This is a genomic window from Kribbella kalugense (assembly GCF_004365875.1).
Taxonomy (GTDB): domain Bacteria; phylum Actinomycetota; class Actinomycetes; order Propionibacteriales; family Kribbellaceae; genus Kribbella; species Kribbella kalugense.
On the sequence record NZ_SODF01000001.1, the window covers coordinates 3,428,374 to 3,444,832 of the forward strand.

Consider the following 16,459-nt stretch of genomic DNA (forward strand, 5'->3'; position numbering starts at 1 on the left):
TCCATGTCCAGCTCCCTCGTTCGCGGAGTCGCCGTCTTCGACGGCACCCGGTTGCAGCAGCGCCAGGACGTCCTCGTCGACGACGGCGTCATCGCGGCGATCGGTCCCGATCTCGCCGTCCCGCCAGGAGCCACCCTGGTCGACGGCGCCGGCAAGACGTTGCTGCCGGGCCTGATCGACGCCCACACGCACACGATGAGCATCGCCCAGCTCCACCAGGCACTGGTCTTCGGCGTCACCACCGAACTCGACATGGGGGGCGTCCCCGAACACTCGCGCGCGCTACGCGGTGCCGCGCAGAAGCGGGCCGACCTGGCCGACATCAGGATCGCCACCACCGGCGCCACCGCCCCGGGCGGTCACCCCAGCCAGCTGGTCGAGCTGGGCATGATGCCTCCGTTCCCGACGGTGGCCGGTCCGGAGGACGCGGACAGGTTCGTAGCCGATCGCGTTGCCGACGGAGCCGACCATCTCAAAATCTTCATCGAGGACGGCACTGCCGCCGGCCACCCGATGCCACTGCTGGCACCGGAGACGATCAAGGCACTGGTCGCTGCCGCGCACGAGCGTGGCCTCAAGGCGGTCGCGCACACCATGACCCGCTCGGCAACCCGACTCGCTGTCGACGCAGGTGTCGACGGCCTGGCACATGCTCCGGCGGACGGGCCCTCCGACCAGGCCCTGGTCGAGGCGGTGGCCGATGCGGGCCTGTTCGTCGTACCGACCCTGGCGACGCTCGCAGGCATGAGCCCGACCCCGATCGAACTCAGGCTCGCGGTGGATCCGCGCCTACGCCCGTACGCCGATCCGCAATGGCTGGCGGACCTGGACAAGCTGCCCGCCGATCCCGCCCAGCGGATGGGGCCGATGGCAATGGACGTACGCCATGCGGCCGACGTCGCGATCCGGCTGTTCAGGGCCGGCGTACCGCTGGTCGCCGGCACCGACGGAACCGGCGGCGCAGGCCACCCGACCACCCACGGGATCAGCCTGCACGGCGAGCTGACACTGATGGTCGAAGCCGGCCTGACCCCGACCGAGGCACTGACCACCGCCACCGCGGCCGCAGCCGACGCGTTCGGTCTCACCGACCGCGGCCGGATCGCGCCGGGACTGCGCGCGGACCTGCTGCTCGTCAACGGTGACCCGACCGCCGACATCACCGCGCTCTACGACATCACGACGATCTGGCGGCACGGCGTGCCCCTCGACCGCACCGCCCCGTTCATCGAGAACAAGGACTGATCATGAGCATTCCCGCTTACGCAGGCATCCATCACATCCAGTTGCCGGTCAGCGACCTGGACCGCAGTATCGCGTGGTACGGCGAGGTTCTCGGCGCTCGCCGACGCGACAAGGTCGACCACAAACCCAGCGACGCGCCGTTGTTCGCCGTCGGCCTGGAGGCACCAGGCCTCGGCGTCGGCCTGGAACTACGGCTCAACCCGACCGCGGCAGCCGGGATGGCGGGCTGCGGCCCACTCGCCCTGGGCGTCGACGACCGCGCCGACCTCGAGACCTGGGCCGAGTACCTGGACACGATCGGCGTCGAACACTCACCCGTGCTCGTCGGCATCGTGGGCTGGGTCCTGGTGGTCCCCGATCCGGACGGTCTCAAGCTCCGCTTCTACACGAAGGTCGACCACGGGCTCGATCCCAGCCAGATCGAGTATCACTCGCCCTGGTTGGAGAACGGCCCCTTCGGCCGCAGCGGGACTGCCGCCGCTGTCGGCAGCATCACCGCAGTCCCAGGCGGCGCCGATGAGCTGGAGTCGTTGCTGGTCTCGCTGGCCGAGGTCGCCCGCAAGGAGCCAGGCAACCTCGGCTACCACGTCCATCGGGTCGCCGGCGAACCGGACAAGTTCGTCATCTACGAGGAATGGGCCGACCCTTCGGCGCTGGACAACCGCGAGGACGCTCCCGGATTCTCAGCCTTCATGGAAAAGGCAGGTCCGCTGATTGCCGGCGAGCCACACGTCGTACCGCTCGTCCGCGAGGACTGACCCATCTCCCTCCTTTGCAGGTCAGCCGTAGCGGAGGGCGGCGGTGATGTAGGAGCGGAGCAGGTCGTGTTTCTGCTCCAGGAAGTTCTTCTCGGTCAGGTTCTGCACGCGATCCTCGGAGGCGCTCTGGGTCAGGGCGCCGACCGAGAAAAGGTAGGCCCACTGGTAGAAACCGTCGGGCTTGCCGGGGAGCGCTTCACGGAAGGCCTCGATGAACTCGCGGGCCATCGGGTCGAACAGGACCTTGAGAACCGGCCGGTTCTGGTTCGACGGGTCGCCGGCCTCACGCAGTACCAGCTTGGCGAACCAGGCGTCCTCGGGGTCGTTGTGCAGGGCAAGCACCGGGTCGACGAACGCCCCGACGATCTGGTCGACGGCATCCTCCGCACCCAGATCGGGAATCGCCTGGAGTTGCGCCAGCCGCTGCTCGTTGACGTACTGCCGGTCCTCGAAGATCGCGACGAACAGGGCCAGCTTCGACGTGTAGTGGTACACGACCAGCGAGAGCTTCACGTCGGCCTCCGCCGCGATCCGGCGCATCGTCGTGCCGTGATAGCCGTCCTGCGCGAACACCCTCTCGGCGGCGCGCAGGATCACCATCTTCTTGCCGTGCTCGGCAGGCTCCGCCATCTGGCACCTCACTTTCCCCGAGAAGTCTACTGCACGTACGTACAGTTTGGGTCTTGCGCATGGCGACTGAACGTACGTACAGTCAAACGACTCGGGGCCGACACACGGGGTTCACCGAAGGGACTGGTCCGGATGAGAGATTCCGGGAAATGGGTGGTGCTGGGCGGCGCCTTCGTGGCGTACATGTTCGACGCGCTGGAGATCCTGCTGCTGTCGTTCGCTCTCCCCGACATCCGCACGGAGTTCGGGCTGAGCAAGGCCGAGGGTGGTCTGCTCGCCACCGCCACGCTGCTCGGCATCGGCGTGAGCAGCCTGACCGTCGGCTGGCTGGCCGACAACTACGGCCGCAAGCGGGCGTTGATGTATTCGCTCGCGGTCTTCGGATTCTTCACTGCCTTGATCGCGGCGGTGCCGAACTTCTCACTGTTCCTCGTACTGCGGTTCGCAGCCGGCCTTGGACTCGGCGGCGTCTGGGGCGTGGTGTCGACGTACGTGGTCGAGACGTGGCCGACCGCTCAGCGGGGTCGAGCGGCAGCCTTCGTGCTGAGCTCGTTCCCGGCCGGCGGCGCGATCGCGGCCGTCGTGGCCGGCGCCTTGCTGCCCGATTGGCGACTGTTGTTCTTCCTGGCCGGGGCGGGCGTGGTCGTGCCGCTGCTGATCATCGGCTTCTTCTTCAAGGAGTCGGCCGAGTGGGCCGAACAGAAGAGCACGCCGGTACGGGTGACCGAGATCTTCTCCCCCGACCTGCGCCGCAAGACCTTGCTCGGAACGGCCGTGGCGTCGCTCGCCCTGTTCGGCTGGTGGGGTGCGTCGACCTGGCTGCCGACGTACCTGCACTCCGATCGAGGCATCCCGACCGCGACCGTCGCTCTGTTCATGACGGTCCTGAACATCGGTATGTTTGTTGGCTACAACGTGTTCGGGCTGATCGCGGACCGGATCGGCCGCAAGTACGCGCTCGTCATGACACTGCTCGGAGTCGGCGTCACCCTGCCGCTGTACGTCGTAGCAGCAGACCGTACTGCGTTGCTGTGGCTAGGCCCGCTGTTCGCGTTCTTCGCCGCCTTCAGTGGGATCTTCGGCGCCTACCTCGGCGAGCTCTACCCGACCCGGGTCCGGGCGACCGGCGCCGGATTCTGCTTCAACGTCGGCCGCGGGGTGTCCGCCTTCGCACCGTTCGTGCTGGGCGCGTTGGCCACCGGAGCGGGACTCGGCACCGGCCTCCTGCTGTGCGCCGGGATCTTCCTCTGCGGGGCAGTCGTGATGACAGCACTGCCCAACCTGGGCGCCACCAGGCGGGTCTCCACACAGCCTGCACTCGAAACCGAAGGGGCCTCATGACCACGTTCGTCGACATCTCGGTGCCGCTGATGTCCGGCATCGCCTCGGACCCGCCTGGTGGGACTCCGGAGATCGAGTACATCACCCACAAGGACAGCGTGGCCGACATGCTGGCGCACTTCCCGGGCGCCGGACCCGAGGTGCTGCCCGAGGGCGAGGGCTGGGCGATCGAGCGGATCAAGCTCACCACCCACACCGGCACCCACATGGATGCGCCGTACCACTACGCGTCCACGATGGACAACGGACAGCGCGCGATCACGATCGACGAAGTACCGCTCAGGTGGTGCCTGCAACCCGGCGTGAAGCTGGACTTCCGGGAACTGCCCGACGGCTACGTGGTGACGCCGGACGACATCGACCTGGAGCTCAAGCGGATCGGGCACACCCTCAGCCCACTCGAGATCGTCGTGATCAACACCAGCGCAGGCGTGCGGTACGGCGAGGACGACTATCTGGCCCGCGGTTGCGGGATGGGCCGGGACGCCACCATCCACCTGCTCGAGCAAGGGGTCCGGGTCACCGGCACCGACGCCTGGAGCTGGGACGCGCCGTTCGTCCACACAGCGCGCAGGTACGCCGAGACCGGCGACGGCTCGCTGATCTGGGAAGGCCACAAGGCCGGCCGCGAGATCGGCTACTGCCACCTCGAGAAACTGCACAACCTCGAAGCCCTGCCCGCCACCGGCTTCAAGATCTCCTGCTTCCCGCACAAGATCCACGCTGCGTCGGCGGGCTGGACGCGCGCGGTGGCCATCATCGACGACCCCGAGGAGAACTCGTGAAATTCGCAGCACTGTTCCTGGATGGGCAGTATCGGCAGGCACTCGTCCACGACGACCTTCTGCACCCGCTGCCGGCCGGCACCGACCTGTTCGAAGTACTGGCGGCCAAGCCGAGCGAGCAGGAGGTCCTCAGCCGGTGCGCTGCGCCCGTCACCCTGGACGAGCAGACGCTGCTGCCGCCGATCAAGGCGTCGTCCATCCGCGACTTCATGATCTTCGAACAGCACGTCGAGGGTTCGTTCCAAGGGATCCGCGACCCAGCCGTCGTACCCGAGTGGTACGACATCCCGACCTTCTACTTCACCAACCCGTACAGCCTGATCGGCCCGCGCCAGCCGGTCCCGGTACCGCCCGGCTGCAACCTGTTCGACTTCGAACTGGAGGTCGCCGCCATCATCGGCACCGAGGGCCGCAACCTTCCAGTTGAGGAGGCAGAGAAGCACATCGCCGGCTACAGCATCTTCAACGACTGGTCCGCCCGAGACATCCAGATCCACGAGATGCGCATCGGCCTCGGGCCTGCCAAGGGCAAGGACACCTCCTCGACCCTGGGGCCTTACCTGGTCACGCCGGACGAACTCGAGCCGTACCGCCAAGGCGACCGCTTCGACCTCACCCTGACGGCATCGATCAACGGCACCGCGCTCGGCAAGGACTCCCTGGCAAACGCCGCCTGGTCGTTCCCGGAGATGATCGCCTACGCCAGCCGCGGAACCGTCGTACGACCGGGCGACATCCTCGGCTCCGGCACCTGTGGCAGCGGTTGCCTGGTCGAGCTCTGGGGCCGCAACGGCGGCGAGCGAGTCCCCCCACCCCTAGCCATCGGCGACATCGTCACGATCGAGGTCGACGGCCTCGGCACCCTCGAGAACACCGTCGTACCCGGCGAGCCCGTCCACCCGGTCCCGAAAGCCCGCCGCGTCAGCTGAGGTGGATCTGGTTGTTCCACATGCGGAACATGACGCACCTGCCGCGGCCGTCCAGGGTGACTATCCACAGGTTGGCGAAGGTGCCGAGCTCGGCATAGGTCCCGGTGCCGTCGATGGCCGCGGTGTCGCCGTTGATGGCCAGGATCGACCACTCGAACTCCCAGCCACCCTGCTGCCACTCCTCCCGCGACTGCCAGCCTTCGACGATCGCGGACCGACCGATCCAGTCGGTGGCATACGGCAACTCGTGGTACTCCGCATCCTGGGCGAACAACGCTTCGATGTCCTTCTTGGCACCGGTCCGCCACGCCTTGACGTAGTTGTCGACCCACGTCGTGACCTGCTGTTCCGAGATCTTCACACTCCGAGGATGCCGGAGTCTGCACCCGGGAGGCAGGACGGGTCTTCCAGGGTGCAGCGCTCCTAGGAACAACTGATCTCTCCGGGTGCGACGACCATGCTGTGGAGCGCCTACCAGCTCCGCGACGGCCTCGGCGAGCGCCTGTAAATGCGTCCACGGCGCCAGCCCCGCAGCCTGGCGCCGCCAATTCCGTGACCCTCCGGCTGTCAGGTCGGAGCCTTTCGTGGAACGATCGTAGGCGCGATCCACGCGGGGTTCCCCGACCGGGCGGAGACCCTCGGAGCAAAGGGGGAGCACAACCATGTCGCAGCCGTCGGTGTCCGACGAGTGGCGCTTGTGGGGTCCGTACCTGAGTGAGCGGCAGTGGGGCACGGTTCGCGAGGACTACAGCGCGGACGGCGAGGCGTGGAGCTATCTGCCATACGACCATGCCCGGTCCAGGGCGTACCGGTGGGGCGAGGACGGGCTGGCCGGGTTCAGCGACCGCGAGCAGCGCCTGTGCATCGGGCTCGCGTTGTGGAACGGGCGCGACTCGATGCTGAAAGAGCGTCCGTTCGGCCTGACCGGCGCGGAGGCTAACCACGGTGAAGACGTCAAGGACTACTGGTGGTACCTCGACGCCATCCCGAACCATGCCTGGAACCGATGGCGCTACCACTATCCCCAGGCTGCCTTCCCCTACGACGACCTGCGCGCCGAGAACGGTCGACGCGGAAAGCAGGACCCCGAGTACGAACTGCTGGACACCGGCGTGTTCGACGACGACCGGTACTGGATCGTCGAGGTGCAGTACGCGAAGGCGACTCCGACCGACCTGCTGATGACCGTGCAGATCACCAACGCCGGACCTGAAACGGCGACGATCCACGTCCTGCCGACGGCGTGGTTCCGCAACACCTGGTCCTGGGATCCCACCGAACTGCGACCCGAGCTGGCAGCCGGGGACTCGTCCATCCGGATCTCGCACCCGTCCCTCGGTGAGCTGGAGCTGCTGGCCGGGCCAGATCCGGACGGTGTCGCACCCACGCTGTTGTTCTGCGAGAACGAGACCAACACGCAACGCCTGTACGGCGTCCCCGGGACGACGCCGTACCCCAAGGACGGAATCAACGACCACGTGCTGACCGGCGCCGGAACCGTCAACCCCGCCCGCCAGGGTACGAAGGCCGCTGCGTGGTACCGAGCCGATGTTGCGCCGAAAGCCACGATCGAGCTGCGGCTACGACTGCGTCCCGCAGGCTCCGACCCGGCGACCGCACTGGGACAGGATTTCGACGACGTCATCGCCACCCGCCGGGCCGAGGCCGACAGCTTCTACGCCGGCCTCACTCCCCCGGCTGCCCCGCCGGACGAGGCGATGGTGATGCGGCCCGCCTTCGCCGGGATGCTGTGGAGCAAGCAGCTCTACTACTACGACGTAGCGCGATGGCTCGACGGCGACCCCGGCCAGCCGGAACCGCCGGCATCACGGCGGGCCGGCCGTAACTCACGATGGCGAACCTTCAACTCGTTCGACGTCATGTCCATGCCGGACAAGTGGGAGTATCCGTGGTTCGCCTCCTGGGATCTCGCGTTCCACTGCATCGCCCTGGCCCACGTCGACCCTGACTTCGCCAAGGACCAGTTGCTGCTGGTCTGCCGCGAGTGGTTCCAGCATCCGAACGGCGCACTTCCGGCGTACGAGTGGGACTTCGGCGACGTCAATCCGCCGGTCCAGGCGTTCGCGGCCCTCGAGGTCTTCGCCATCGACGGCGGTCGTGACCTCGACTTCCTCAGCCGGATCTTCGACAAGCTGCTGGTCAATTTCACCTGGTGGGTGAACCGGGAGGACGCCGACGGGTCGAACCTGTTCGAGGGTGGGTTCCTCGGACTGGACAACATCGGCCCGCTGGACCGTTCACACCTACCGGTCGGGGGCGTGCTCGAGCAGTCCGACGCCGCCGGATGGATGGCGATGTACGCGCTGGCGATGACCACGATCGCGGCGATCCTGGACCGGACCGGACATCGACCGGCCCGCGACCTGGTCGACAAGTTCCTCGAGCACTTCGCCGAGATCCGCACCGCGATGACCACACAAGGCATGTGGGACGAGACCGACGGTTTGTTCTACGACCAGATCGCCGTACCAGGCGGCGGTGTCGTGCCGGTGCGAGTGCACTCGATGGTCGGCATCATCCCGCTGCTGGCCGTCGCCGTGGTCGACGAGCTGTACCTCGAACAATCCATTGCCCCGGGCAAACAGTTCGCCGACTTCCTCGACCGCCAGGGGCTTGGCGATCTCGAGAATCTGGCGAAGGCCAGGGTGCTACGCGGCGACCCCGGACGTCGGCGGCTGCTCGTCGGCGCCGCGGGCGTCGAGCAGGTGTTGCGGCTGTTCGAGAGGCTGTTCGATCCTGGCGAGTTCCTGTCGCCGAACGGCCTGCGGTCGCTATCGGCGTTCCACCGCGATCACCCGTACACGATCGACGTCGAGGGCGTACGGGCGACTGTCGACTACGAGCCGGCCGAGTCGACCACGGACATGTTCGGCGGGAACTCGAACTGGCGTGGCCCGGTGTGGTTCCCGCTCAACTTCCTGGCGGCCGAGGCATTGGGCCGGTATCACCGCTTCTTCGGCGACGACCTGACGATCGAGTACCCGACCGGCTCCGGCGTCCACCAGACCCTCGGCACCATCGCCGACGACCTGCGGACGCGGCTGGTGTCGATCTTCCTGCCCGGTCTCGACGGCCGGCGACCTTGCTTCGGCGGAGTCGAGAAACTGCAGCGCGATCCGAACTGGAGGAACAATCTGATGTTCCACGAGTATTTCCACGGTGATAACGCCGCCGGTCTGGGCGCGACACACCAGACCGGCTGGACTGGGATCGTGGCTGACATCATCCGGCGCCGGCACGGCGTGGTTCCGTCGATCGACGACGTCCTCCGATCGCTGAGCGAGCGGCAGTCATGAGTACGGCGCTGCCCGGCCGGCCGGGTCCACTCGGCGCGACGCCCGGTCCTGATGGCACGAACTTCGCGGTGGCCTCCGCGGCGGACGGCGTACTGCTGTGCCTGTTCGATGCTGACGGCAACGAGACCCAGATCCCGTTGCAGGAACGCGAAGGTGAGGTGTGGCACGGGTTCGTGCCAGGCGTCGGACCTGGCCAGGCGTACGGGTACCGGGCCACCGGTCCGTACGATCCGCGGCGCGGTCTGCGCTGCAACCCGGCGAAACTACTGCTCGACCCTTATGCCAAGGCCATCCACGGCGAGGTGCGGCCCGGTCCGGAGTTCCTCGGGTACGCCCTCGACGACCCGGAAGCTCCCAGCGGGCTGGACTCGGCCGGGCACGTACCGCGCAGCCTGGTGACAGACACGTCGTTCAGCTGGAGTGACCGGCCCCGGCCACGCCACTCCTACGCCGACACGATCCTGTACGAGGTCCATGTGAAGGGCTTCACGGCCGCGCACCCCGCCGTACCGGATGATCTTCGCGGCACGTACGCCGGCCTGGCCCACGAGGCGGCGGTCAGCCATCTCGTCGACCTCGGCGTGACCACGGTCGAACTGCTCCCGGTGCATCACTATGTGCCCGAGGGCACGCTGGTCGACCACGGCCTGACGAACTACTGGGGCTACAACACCATCGGATTCCTGGCGCCGCACGCCGGCTACTCCGCCGCGGTGCGGGCCGGACGGCCGGGCGGGCAGGTCGCGGAGTTCCAGGCCATGGTCGACACCCTGCATGGCGCCGGTCTCGAGGTCATTCTCGATGTGGTGTTCAACCACACCGCCGAGGGCAACCAGCTCGGCCCGACCCTGTCCCATCGGGGACTGCACAACCCCGCGTACTACCGGCTTGTGCCTGATGACCAGCGCTACTACATGGACACGACCGGCACCGGCAACTCGCTCAACGCCGACAACCCGTTCAGCCTCCGGCTCATCATGGACTCGCTGCGGTATTGGCTGACCGAGATGCGCGTTGACGGCTTCCGCTTCGACCTGGCACCGACACTGGCCCGCGAGGACGGCGGCTTCGACCGGATGGCGGCGTTCTTCGACCTCGTGGCACAGGACCCGGTCGTCTCCGAGGCCAAGCTGATCGCCGAGCCGTGGGACGTCGGCCAGGGCGACAGCTACGACCTCGGCCAGTTCCCGCCGCAGTGGAGCGAGTGGAACGGCAAGTACCGCGACGTGATGCGCGACTTCTGGCGTGGTGCGGACGGGCTGCTCGGCGAGTTCGCGACCCGGTTGTGCGGATCGCCCGACCTCTATCGCTGGGACGGGCGGCGCCCCACCGCGTCCGTCAACCTCGTCACCGTCCACGACGGCTTCACCCTTGCCGACCTCGTCTCGTACGACGGCAAACACAACGAAGCCAATGGCGAGGAGAACCGCGACGGCGCCAACGACAACCGCTCCTGGAACTGCGGCGCGGAGGGACCGACGAGCGATCCCGACATCCTGGCGCTAAGGGCCCGGCAGAGCCGCGCGATGCTCACCACGTTACTGCTGTCCTTCGGCGTACCGATGCTGCTCGGCGGCGACGAACTGGGCCGCACGCAGCGCGGCAACAACAACGCCTACTGCCAGGACAACGAGATCAGCTGGTTCGACTGGTCCGCCGCCGATGCAGAGTTGACCGCCTTCACCAAGAAGCTGATCGCCGTACGGCGGGAGCACCCGGTCTTCCGGCGCCAGCGGTACCTGACCGGTGTCGCCGCCGCCGAGCTCCGCTGGTTCACCCCTGGCGGGACCGAGATGACCCAGGCGGACTGGAGCTTCCCCGGAGCACGCGCCCTAGCGCTGTACCTGGACGGCGCCGACAGCCCCGACCGAGGCCCGGACGGTACGCCGCTAGTCGACGACGACTTCCTTCTCCTGGTCAACGCCTGGTGGGAACCACTCGACTTCGCCGTACCACCCACAGAACCTGGCGAGACCTGGGACCCGGTGCTCGACACCTACGATGACGTCACCCCACCCGCAAAGCTCACCGCAGGCGATCACCTAACCGTCCGCCCCCGCTCAATCGTCCTACTACACGGCCACCGCTCAGCCGCTGAATTGCAGGCGTCCAGTTAAGGTGCGAGCTGGCCGGGGGTGCTGGCGACGTCGTCGAGATCCTCGAGGTCGTCGAACACGACCACGGCATCCGCGGCGGCGTCACGCAGCTCGGGCAGAACGGACTCGTCCTCAGCGATCACCTCAAGCACAGCGACCGCTCGCTCGATGATCGACTCGATCCTGGCCATGGCCTGTTCCATCACCGCAACACTGAGCGGCTCCGAACCGACTCCCAGCCCTTCAGGACTGAGCTGATCCGCGACACCGTCAATCCGCCACCGTGCAGCCAGCTGCGGACCGATCGCATCGTCGAGCAGATCGGTAGCCTCCCGGCAGGTCCGGCTCACAGCTGCCGGGACCGCCGGCCCGCCATCGACCGTGAGAGTCATCGCCGCCACCGCCAGACTGCCGAAGCCCGCGGCTACCAATGCCTGCCGCAACCTGGCCAATCGAACAACGGCCGGCCCCTGCGCCAACTCCGCCCAGTCCAGTGTCGCGTCGGCCTCGTCGAACGCTGCCACCAGCCGCGCCGTCACTACGTCCTCAGACTCGCTCATCCCCGGATCGTTCCACCTTTCAGCCCGGACCGCCTAGGCTTCCACTGCGATCGCGGTAGGCGCGGCTGGATCAGCCACGAGGCCCACGCGGATCGAGTCCATGCCGGTTCGGTACCCACACCAACGCACGCACGCCAAGACGACGACCACGGACTCGCCGCTAGCGGCGGAGCTTGCGACTGATGGAGTGCGTGCCGTCACAGAGCGGTTTGATCGCTGACCGGCCGCACCGGCACAGGGCGATGGTGGCGCGGCCCGGGTCGATCGGTTCGCCGTCCTCGTCACGGAGTTCGAAGGGGCCGCGGACCAGCAAAGGGCCGCCCGGGTAGGCGCGAATCGTCACAGGATCAGTGACCGGGTCAGGCTGATCCGCCTCGTTGATGCTCATGGCCGTTCGGTACCCCGGACCGAATCCCAGGCATGGAGCGGTTGGCCGCGGGTACCGATTGGTTCTCTGAAGGAGACACTTTTGCAACTTCCACCGCCGCGAGGCCCGTTGAGCAGTTGGCTGATCGCGCACCTCCGCAACCCCACGCCGTCCGCGCACCCACCGATTGCCGTCGACAACGACCGCCTGCCGTCCGACGACGACCTCCAGCTGACGTTGTGGTGTTGCTACGAGCTCCACTACCGCGGTTTCGACGGGATCGACCCGGAAGCCGAGTGGGATCCGGCTGTCCTGGCGCTGCGAGCCGGCCTCGAGGAGCCGTGGTCGGGTTGGCTGCAACGCAGCTACATGCCCTCACCGGCGAACTCCACCGTCAAGCCGTCACAGCTGTTGAGGCAACTGGTCGACTTCGATGACGGGCCGCCGTTGGCTGCCCACCTGCATCGGCGCGCGACCCTGGAACAGTTCCGCGAGTTCGTGCGGAACCGGTCGATCTACCAGCTGAAGGAAGCCGATCCGCACAGCTTCGGCATTCCGAGACTGGATGGTCCGGCGAAGGCTGCGCTGGTCGAGATCCAGGCCGACGAGTACGGCGGCGGCCGCCCCGAACGCATGCACGCCGAGCTGTTCCGGGCCACGATGCGGTGGCTCGACCTCGACGACACCTACGGGTACTACGTTCCCGACGTACCGGCCGTGACGCTGGCGCACTCCAACGTGATGTCTCTGTTCGGCCTGCACCGCAGGTGGACCGGCGCACTCATCGGCCATCTAGCCGCTCTGGAGATGACGTCTACGCTCCCGAACCGGCGGTACGCCTCCGGCGCGACCCGACTGGGCGCAGATCTCACGGCCGCGCAGTACTTCACCGAACACATCGAAGCCGACGCCGTCCACGAGCAGATCGCCGCTCACGACCTCTGCGACAACTACGCCGCGCAACACCCCGAGCAGGCAACCGACATCGTCTTCGGTGCCGCCTGCTCCCTCGGCCTCGACAAGCTCACCGCCCAACATCTACTGACCTGCTGGAACGTCGGACCCCCTTAGGCGCGAGATCCCGAGCGCGACCACTACTGCTCTCCTGCGAGGTACGGGATCGTTTGTGGGCCTTCGGGGAGGACGCACATCGTCGCGCCCGGTCCCGCGGCCGCGAGGGCCTCGGCGGCGGTTGCCGAGATGTCGTGGGTCTGCTCGAGCCGGACCGCGGCGAGGTCCGCGTCGGTCAGGAATCCGGTGTGCATGACCACTCGATTCGCCGACTGGATCTTGGCCTGGATCTGGATCTGCCATTGATCGGGAACCGTGACGGACCGAGACGCGATCTCTGCCAGCAGAGCCTGCGGTGACTCCGCCGCCTCGAGCGTCTTGCGGTACAGACCATGATCCGGGAAGCCGTCCCGGCACTCGGCCGCACAGATGATGGTTCCGCCCGGCCGGACGACTTGATATGCGGCCGACATGCCCTTGACGGCCTGATACAGGTTCTGGTCGAGCGGGAACCCGGAGTTCGTGGTCACGACGACGTCGAACTGCCTGTCGACGGGCCGCATCGCGATCTGCCGCGCAAATGACGCGGCGGCCGTGTGCATCGGGAGCAGGTCACCGCCGAACGCCGCGACGATGTCCTTGTCCCGGTTCAGTACGACGTCCAGGGCGAACGTGACCCCGGTCGCCTCGGCGATGGCTCGGACGTCGTCGTGAACCGGGTTGCCCTTCGTGACACCCCAGGTCGCCCTCGGGTCGCCGATCCTCGACGCGTCGTGCAGGACGAGGACCGTCTCCAGGCCGGCCAGCCCTGGCGCCACCAGCTTCGGGCCTCCGGAGAAGCCCGCGAAGAAGTGCGGCTCGACGAAACCGGTGGTGATCCTGACGTCCGCCTCGGTCCATTCCCGGTTCAGCCACACCGGTACGCCGTTGCCGTGCGTACCGCGCCAGGCCAACTGTGACGAGTCCCGGGCGTCATGGTTCACGACGCGCACGGAGTCGACGACCTCGTCGCCGAACATGCTCCGGAGTTCGGCCTCCGTGTTGCCGCGATGGGTGCCGGTAGCAACCAGTACGACGATGTCACCAGGATCCACGATTCCGTCCAGCTCCTCGATGACGGCGGGGATCATCAACTGCCGCGGCTGGGGCCGGGTGCCGTCGCAGGCCGAGATAGCCACCAACTGTCCGGGCCGAATCCGCTCACGCAACGGCGGGCCGGCCACCGGCTCGCGAAGCGCGGCGCGAAGGGCCTGCACCTGGTCGGCAGCCGCGACACTGTGCACAGGTTCGACGATCGTCGTCACTTCCGGGTCCACTGCCAGTGCCAACCCGCTGTCGCCGTACGCCAGTCGAACGTCGCTACTCAAGGCATCTCCCGATCAGTGCGTCTCACCGACGGTCGCGATGTGACCGAGGGTAAGATCATACGTATGGTGAACGGCCCGATTCCCGTAACCCGTCTGATCCCGCGACGTCTTCCGGCGGGTCGGCTCGGTGTCGCAGTCGTCGCCGAACTCGTCGACCTCATTGTCACTGGTCAGTTGCAGGAGGGCGATCTGCTGCCTCCGGAGGGACCACTGAGCGAGCATTTCGGCGTGAGTCGCACGGTCTTGCGTGAGTCGGTGAAGCGGCTCGAGGAGAAGGGTCTGGTGACCGTCTCGCAGGGCCGGGGGACGCAGGTACGGGCGCCGGGCTACTGGAACATGCTGGACCCCGTGGTGCTCTCGTCCCTCATCGACAACGACGAGAGCGTCGGCGTGCTCGACGAGCTGACGATCGTGCGGGCAAGCCTGGAGTCTGCGATGGCAGGCGCGGTGGCCGGATCGCACAGCACGGACGAGCTCAGACGGCTGGAGAACGCGTTGACGACCATGCGGGAGAGCGAGTCGGAGACGGACTCGTTCCGGCAGGCGGATGTGGTCTTCCACTACGCGCTGATGGAGATCTCCGGCAACCGGCTGGCGGAGAACATCGCGAAGCAACTGTACAAACGAGCCGTGGAGTCCAGCCGTTATCAAGGCATCGACCCGCCCGATGCGGTCGCGCTGACGCTGAAAGAACACCAGGCGATCGTCGACGCCATCGCCCGTAACGACACCGCCGCGGCCGAGCTGTCGATGCATGATCACATCCACGGATCGTGGCAGCGTCGCCGCCTGTCCGACCCCACTCCCCGCCCGCGCGGTCGAGCGCGCGGTCGCAAGAAGAAGTAGGTCGCGGCCGCGCCTCACGGGACCGGCCTCAGCGGTGCAGTGGGGTCATCGATCACGTCCGGCTCGGCCACCAGCCTCAGAGCAGCGCGCTCAGGCCGGATGTGCGGTCCGGTCGATGCCGGGACGGGCGCCACAGAGTCGGCCGGCAACACCTGGGACTCGTCCAGCAGGATGCCGATGCCTGGTCGGTCGCCCAGAATGATCCCGCCGTCGTCGAACTCCTGGTCGACATCCAGACCGACCGGGAAATGGAGATCCTGGACCTCGTAGGTCAGAAGGTTGGGCACCGCGGCGGCTGCGTGTGCGACCGGGTTCGCGTTATAAGCAACGGGGCTCACCGGCAAGTCGTGAGCATGCGCCAGGGTCGCCACCCGTAGGAAGTGGGTGATCCCCCAGACGTTGCCCACCTGGACGATATCGAGCGCGCCGGCCTCGAGCAGCGGACGGTACTGCTCGAGGCCGGTCAGGTTCTCGCCGCTCGCGATCGCTGCACGGACCTTGCCGCGCAACAGGGCCATTCCCGCGGCATCCCACCGGCGCAGCGGCTCCTCCACCCAGGTGAGGTCCATCCGCTCCTCGATGGCCGCCACGTACCGGGCGGCCTGGGCCCGGTTCCATGACTCGTTGGCGTCGAACATCAGCGCCGGTCGGCGGGAATTACGGCTGAGCACCTCGCGCACGATCTCCAGCCGGGGCAGGTCACGGTCCAGATCGCGGCCTCCCTTGACCTTGCCCGCCTTGAACCCGCGATCCGCGAACCGCCCGTACAGCTCGGCAACCTCCTCGTCGCTCAGGCCGTACTCGAGGCCGGACGCGTACCCGGGGACGAAGCGCTCACGCGCCCCGAGAGTCCGCCAGAGCGGCTCGTCGGCCGCCTTGGCCTTGAGATCCCACAGCGCCATGTCGATGGCCCCGATCGTGCCGAACGTCGCGCCGGAATGACCTGCTTTGAACACCCAGTCGAGCATCCGGTCGTACAGCGCCACGACCGATCGCGGGTCCTCGCCTTCGATGGCGGGGAAGACCCGGCCCACCTCGGCATGCGCGCCGAGACCGATTCCCTCGATGCCGCTGTCCGTCTCGACGACGAGGATCGGCACCGGTGTCGTATGGCCGCTCTGCACGCCGTTGACGTCACCGGTCACCCTCCCCCAGTCGTGGACGGTGCCGAGGCTGCGGTATCCAGTGATTCTCATTTGTCGTTCTC

At 67.4% G+C, this 16,459-nt stretch carries 15 protein-coding genes; 9 read left to right on the forward strand and 6 right to left on the reverse strand.

Annotated features, from left to right (window positions below; translation table 11 throughout):
• The first annotated feature begins 3 nt into the window (after positions 1 to 3).
• Positions 4 to 1,245 carry an amidohydrolase family protein gene (locus tag EV650_RS16065; protein ID WP_134119550.1) on the forward strand — a complete coding sequence of 414 codons (1,242 nt, stop codon included), beginning with the start codon at positions 4 to 6 and terminating at the stop codon, positions 1,243 to 1,245.
• Between the two features lie 2 nt (positions 1,246 to 1,247).
• Positions 1,248 to 2,003 carry an antibiotic biosynthesis monooxygenase gene (locus EV650_RS40380; protein ID WP_166678154.1) on the forward strand — a complete coding sequence of 252 codons (756 nt, stop codon included), beginning with the start codon at positions 1,248 to 1,250 and terminating at the stop codon, positions 2,001 to 2,003.
• A 21-nt stretch (positions 2,004 to 2,024) separates the two neighbouring features.
• On the opposite strand, the gene EV650_RS16075 is transcribed toward EV650_RS40380, so the two are convergent.
• Positions 2,025 to 2,633, reverse strand: a complete 609-nt coding sequence (locus EV650_RS16075; RefSeq protein WP_134119551.1) for a TetR/AcrR family transcriptional regulator — start codon at positions 2,631 to 2,633, stop codon at positions 2,025 to 2,027.
• A 132-nt stretch (positions 2,634 to 2,765) separates the two neighbouring features.
• On the opposite strand from EV650_RS16075, the gene EV650_RS16080 reads away from it, so the two are divergent.
• The 3 genes from EV650_RS16080 to EV650_RS16090 are packed head-to-tail and all read left to right on the forward strand — an operon-like array spanning position 2,766 to position 5,688.
• On the forward strand, positions 2,766 to 3,974 hold the full coding sequence (locus EV650_RS16080) for an MFS transporter (RefSeq protein ID WP_134119552.1): 1,209 nt from the start codon (positions 2,766 to 2,768) through the stop codon (positions 3,972 to 3,974).
• Complete coding sequence (locus EV650_RS16085) at positions 3,971 to 4,759, forward strand: cyclase family protein (protein ID WP_134119553.1); 789 nt, start codon at positions 3,971 to 3,973, stop codon at positions 4,757 to 4,759. Before EV650_RS16080 ends, EV650_RS16085 begins: the two co-directional genes overlap by 4 nt.
• A complete protein-coding gene (locus EV650_RS16090) occupies positions 4,756 to 5,688 on the forward strand; it encodes a fumarylacetoacetate hydrolase family protein (RefSeq protein WP_202874535.1) in 933 nt (310 codons plus the stop codon). Before EV650_RS16085 ends, EV650_RS16090 begins: the two co-directional genes overlap by 4 nt.
• On the opposite strand, the gene EV650_RS40685 is transcribed toward EV650_RS16090, so the two are convergent.
• Positions 5,681 to 6,049, reverse strand: a complete 369-nt coding sequence (locus EV650_RS40685) for a nuclear transport factor 2 family protein (RefSeq protein WP_202874537.1) — start codon at positions 6,047 to 6,049, stop codon at positions 5,681 to 5,683. The genes EV650_RS16090 and EV650_RS40685 overlap by 8 nt on opposite strands.
• Positions 6,050 to 6,350: 301 nt before the next feature.
• On the opposite strand from EV650_RS40685, the gene EV650_RS16100 reads away from it, so the two are divergent.
• Together EV650_RS16100 and glgX are read left to right on the forward strand one after the other, a co-directional pair.
• The gene (locus EV650_RS16100) at positions 6,351 to 9,005 is read left to right on the forward strand and encodes an MGH1-like glycoside hydrolase domain-containing protein (protein WP_202874539.1); all 2,655 of its coding nucleotides are present in this window, start codon (positions 6,351 to 6,353) and stop codon (positions 9,003 to 9,005) included.
• Positions 9,002 to 11,122 (forward strand): glycogen debranching protein GlgX, encoded by a 2,121-nt coding sequence (glgX, locus tag EV650_RS16105; RefSeq protein WP_134119555.1) that lies wholly within the window; start codon positions 9,002 to 9,004, stop codon positions 11,120 to 11,122. Before EV650_RS16100 ends, glgX begins: the two co-directional genes overlap by 4 nt.
• Here the strand turns inward: glgX and EV650_RS16110 are convergent.
• The gene (locus EV650_RS16110; protein ID WP_134119556.1) at positions 11,119 to 11,661 is read right to left on the reverse strand and encodes a hypothetical protein; all 543 of its coding nucleotides are present in this window, start codon (positions 11,659 to 11,661) and stop codon (positions 11,119 to 11,121) included. The two genes, glgX and EV650_RS16110, sit on opposite strands and share 4 nt — an antisense overlap.
• A gap of 160 nt (positions 11,662 to 11,821) precedes the next feature.
• Complete coding sequence (locus EV650_RS16115) at positions 11,822 to 12,049, reverse strand: CDGSH iron-sulfur domain-containing protein (RefSeq protein ID WP_134119557.1); 228 nt, start codon at positions 12,047 to 12,049, stop codon at positions 11,822 to 11,824.
• A gap of 81 nt (positions 12,050 to 12,130) precedes the next feature.
• Here EV650_RS16115 and EV650_RS16120 point away from each other — a divergent pair, with 81 nt between their 5' ends.
• The gene (locus tag EV650_RS16120) at positions 12,131 to 13,099 is read left to right on the forward strand and encodes an iron-containing redox enzyme family protein (RefSeq protein ID WP_134119558.1); all 969 of its coding nucleotides are present in this window, start codon (positions 12,131 to 12,133) and stop codon (positions 13,097 to 13,099) included.
• A gap of 23 nt (positions 13,100 to 13,122) precedes the next feature.
• Here EV650_RS16120 and larA read toward each other — a convergent pair whose 3' ends face one another.
• Complete coding sequence (larA, locus tag EV650_RS16125) at positions 13,123 to 14,406, reverse strand: nickel-dependent lactate racemase (protein WP_134119559.1); 1,284 nt, start codon at positions 14,404 to 14,406, stop codon at positions 13,123 to 13,125.
• 63 nt (positions 14,407 to 14,469) lie between these two features.
• On the opposite strand from larA, the gene EV650_RS16130 reads away from it, so the two are divergent.
• Positions 14,470 to 15,252, forward strand: coding sequence for a FadR/GntR family transcriptional regulator (locus EV650_RS16130; protein WP_134119560.1), 783 nt, complete (start codon positions 14,470 to 14,472; stop codon positions 15,250 to 15,252).
• Positions 15,253 to 15,266: 14 nt separating this feature from the next.
• Here the strand turns inward: EV650_RS16130 and EV650_RS16135 are convergent, their stop codons facing one another.
• Positions 15,267 to 16,448: a mandelate racemase/muconate lactonizing enzyme family protein gene (locus tag EV650_RS16135; protein ID WP_134119561.1), complete on the reverse strand. Its 1,182-nt coding sequence runs from the start codon at positions 16,446 to 16,448 to the stop codon at positions 15,267 to 15,269.
• Positions 16,449 to 16,459 lie beyond the last annotated feature (11 nt).

Excerpts from the sequence above, each read along its gene's own strand:
- EV650_RS16135 (WP_134119561.1), bottom strand. The coding sequence starts at position 16,448 with ATGAGAATCACTGGATACCGCAGCCTCGGCACCGTCCACGACTGGGGG.
- EV650_RS40380 (WP_166678154.1), top strand. The coding sequence starts at position 1,248 with ATGAGCATTCCCGCTTACGCAGGCATCCATCACATCCAGTTGCCGGTC.
- EV650_RS16080 (WP_134119552.1), top strand. The coding sequence starts at position 2,766 with ATGAGAGATTCCGGGAAATGGGTGGTGCTGGGCGGCGCCTTCGTGGCG.
- glgX (WP_134119555.1), top strand. The coding sequence starts at position 9,002 with ATGAGTACGGCGCTGCCCGGCCGGCCGGGTCCACTCGGCGCGACGCCC.
- EV650_RS16130 (WP_134119560.1), top strand. The coding sequence starts at position 14,470 with ATGGTGAACGGCCCGATTCCCGTAACCCGTCTGATCCCGCGACGTCTT.
- EV650_RS16100 (WP_202874539.1), top strand. The coding sequence starts at position 6,351 with ATGTCGCAGCCGTCGGTGTCCGACGAGTGGCGCTTGTGGGGTCCGTAC.
- EV650_RS16115 (WP_134119557.1), bottom strand. The coding sequence starts at position 12,049 with ATGAGCATCAACGAGGCGGATCAGCCTGACCCGGTCACTGATCCTGTG.
- EV650_RS16065 (WP_134119550.1), top strand. The coding sequence starts at position 4 with ATGTCCAGCTCCCTCGTTCGCGGAGTCGCCGTCTTCGACGGCACCCGG.
- EV650_RS16075 (WP_134119551.1), bottom strand. The coding sequence starts at position 2,633 with ATGGCGGAGCCTGCCGAGCACGGCAAGAAGATGGTGATCCTGCGCGCC.
- EV650_RS16110 (WP_134119556.1), bottom strand. The coding sequence starts at position 11,661 with ATGAGCGAGTCTGAGGACGTAGTGACGGCGCGGCTGGTGGCAGCGTTC.
- EV650_RS16085 (WP_134119553.1), top strand. The coding sequence starts at position 3,971 with ATGACCACGTTCGTCGACATCTCGGTGCCGCTGATGTCCGGCATCGCC.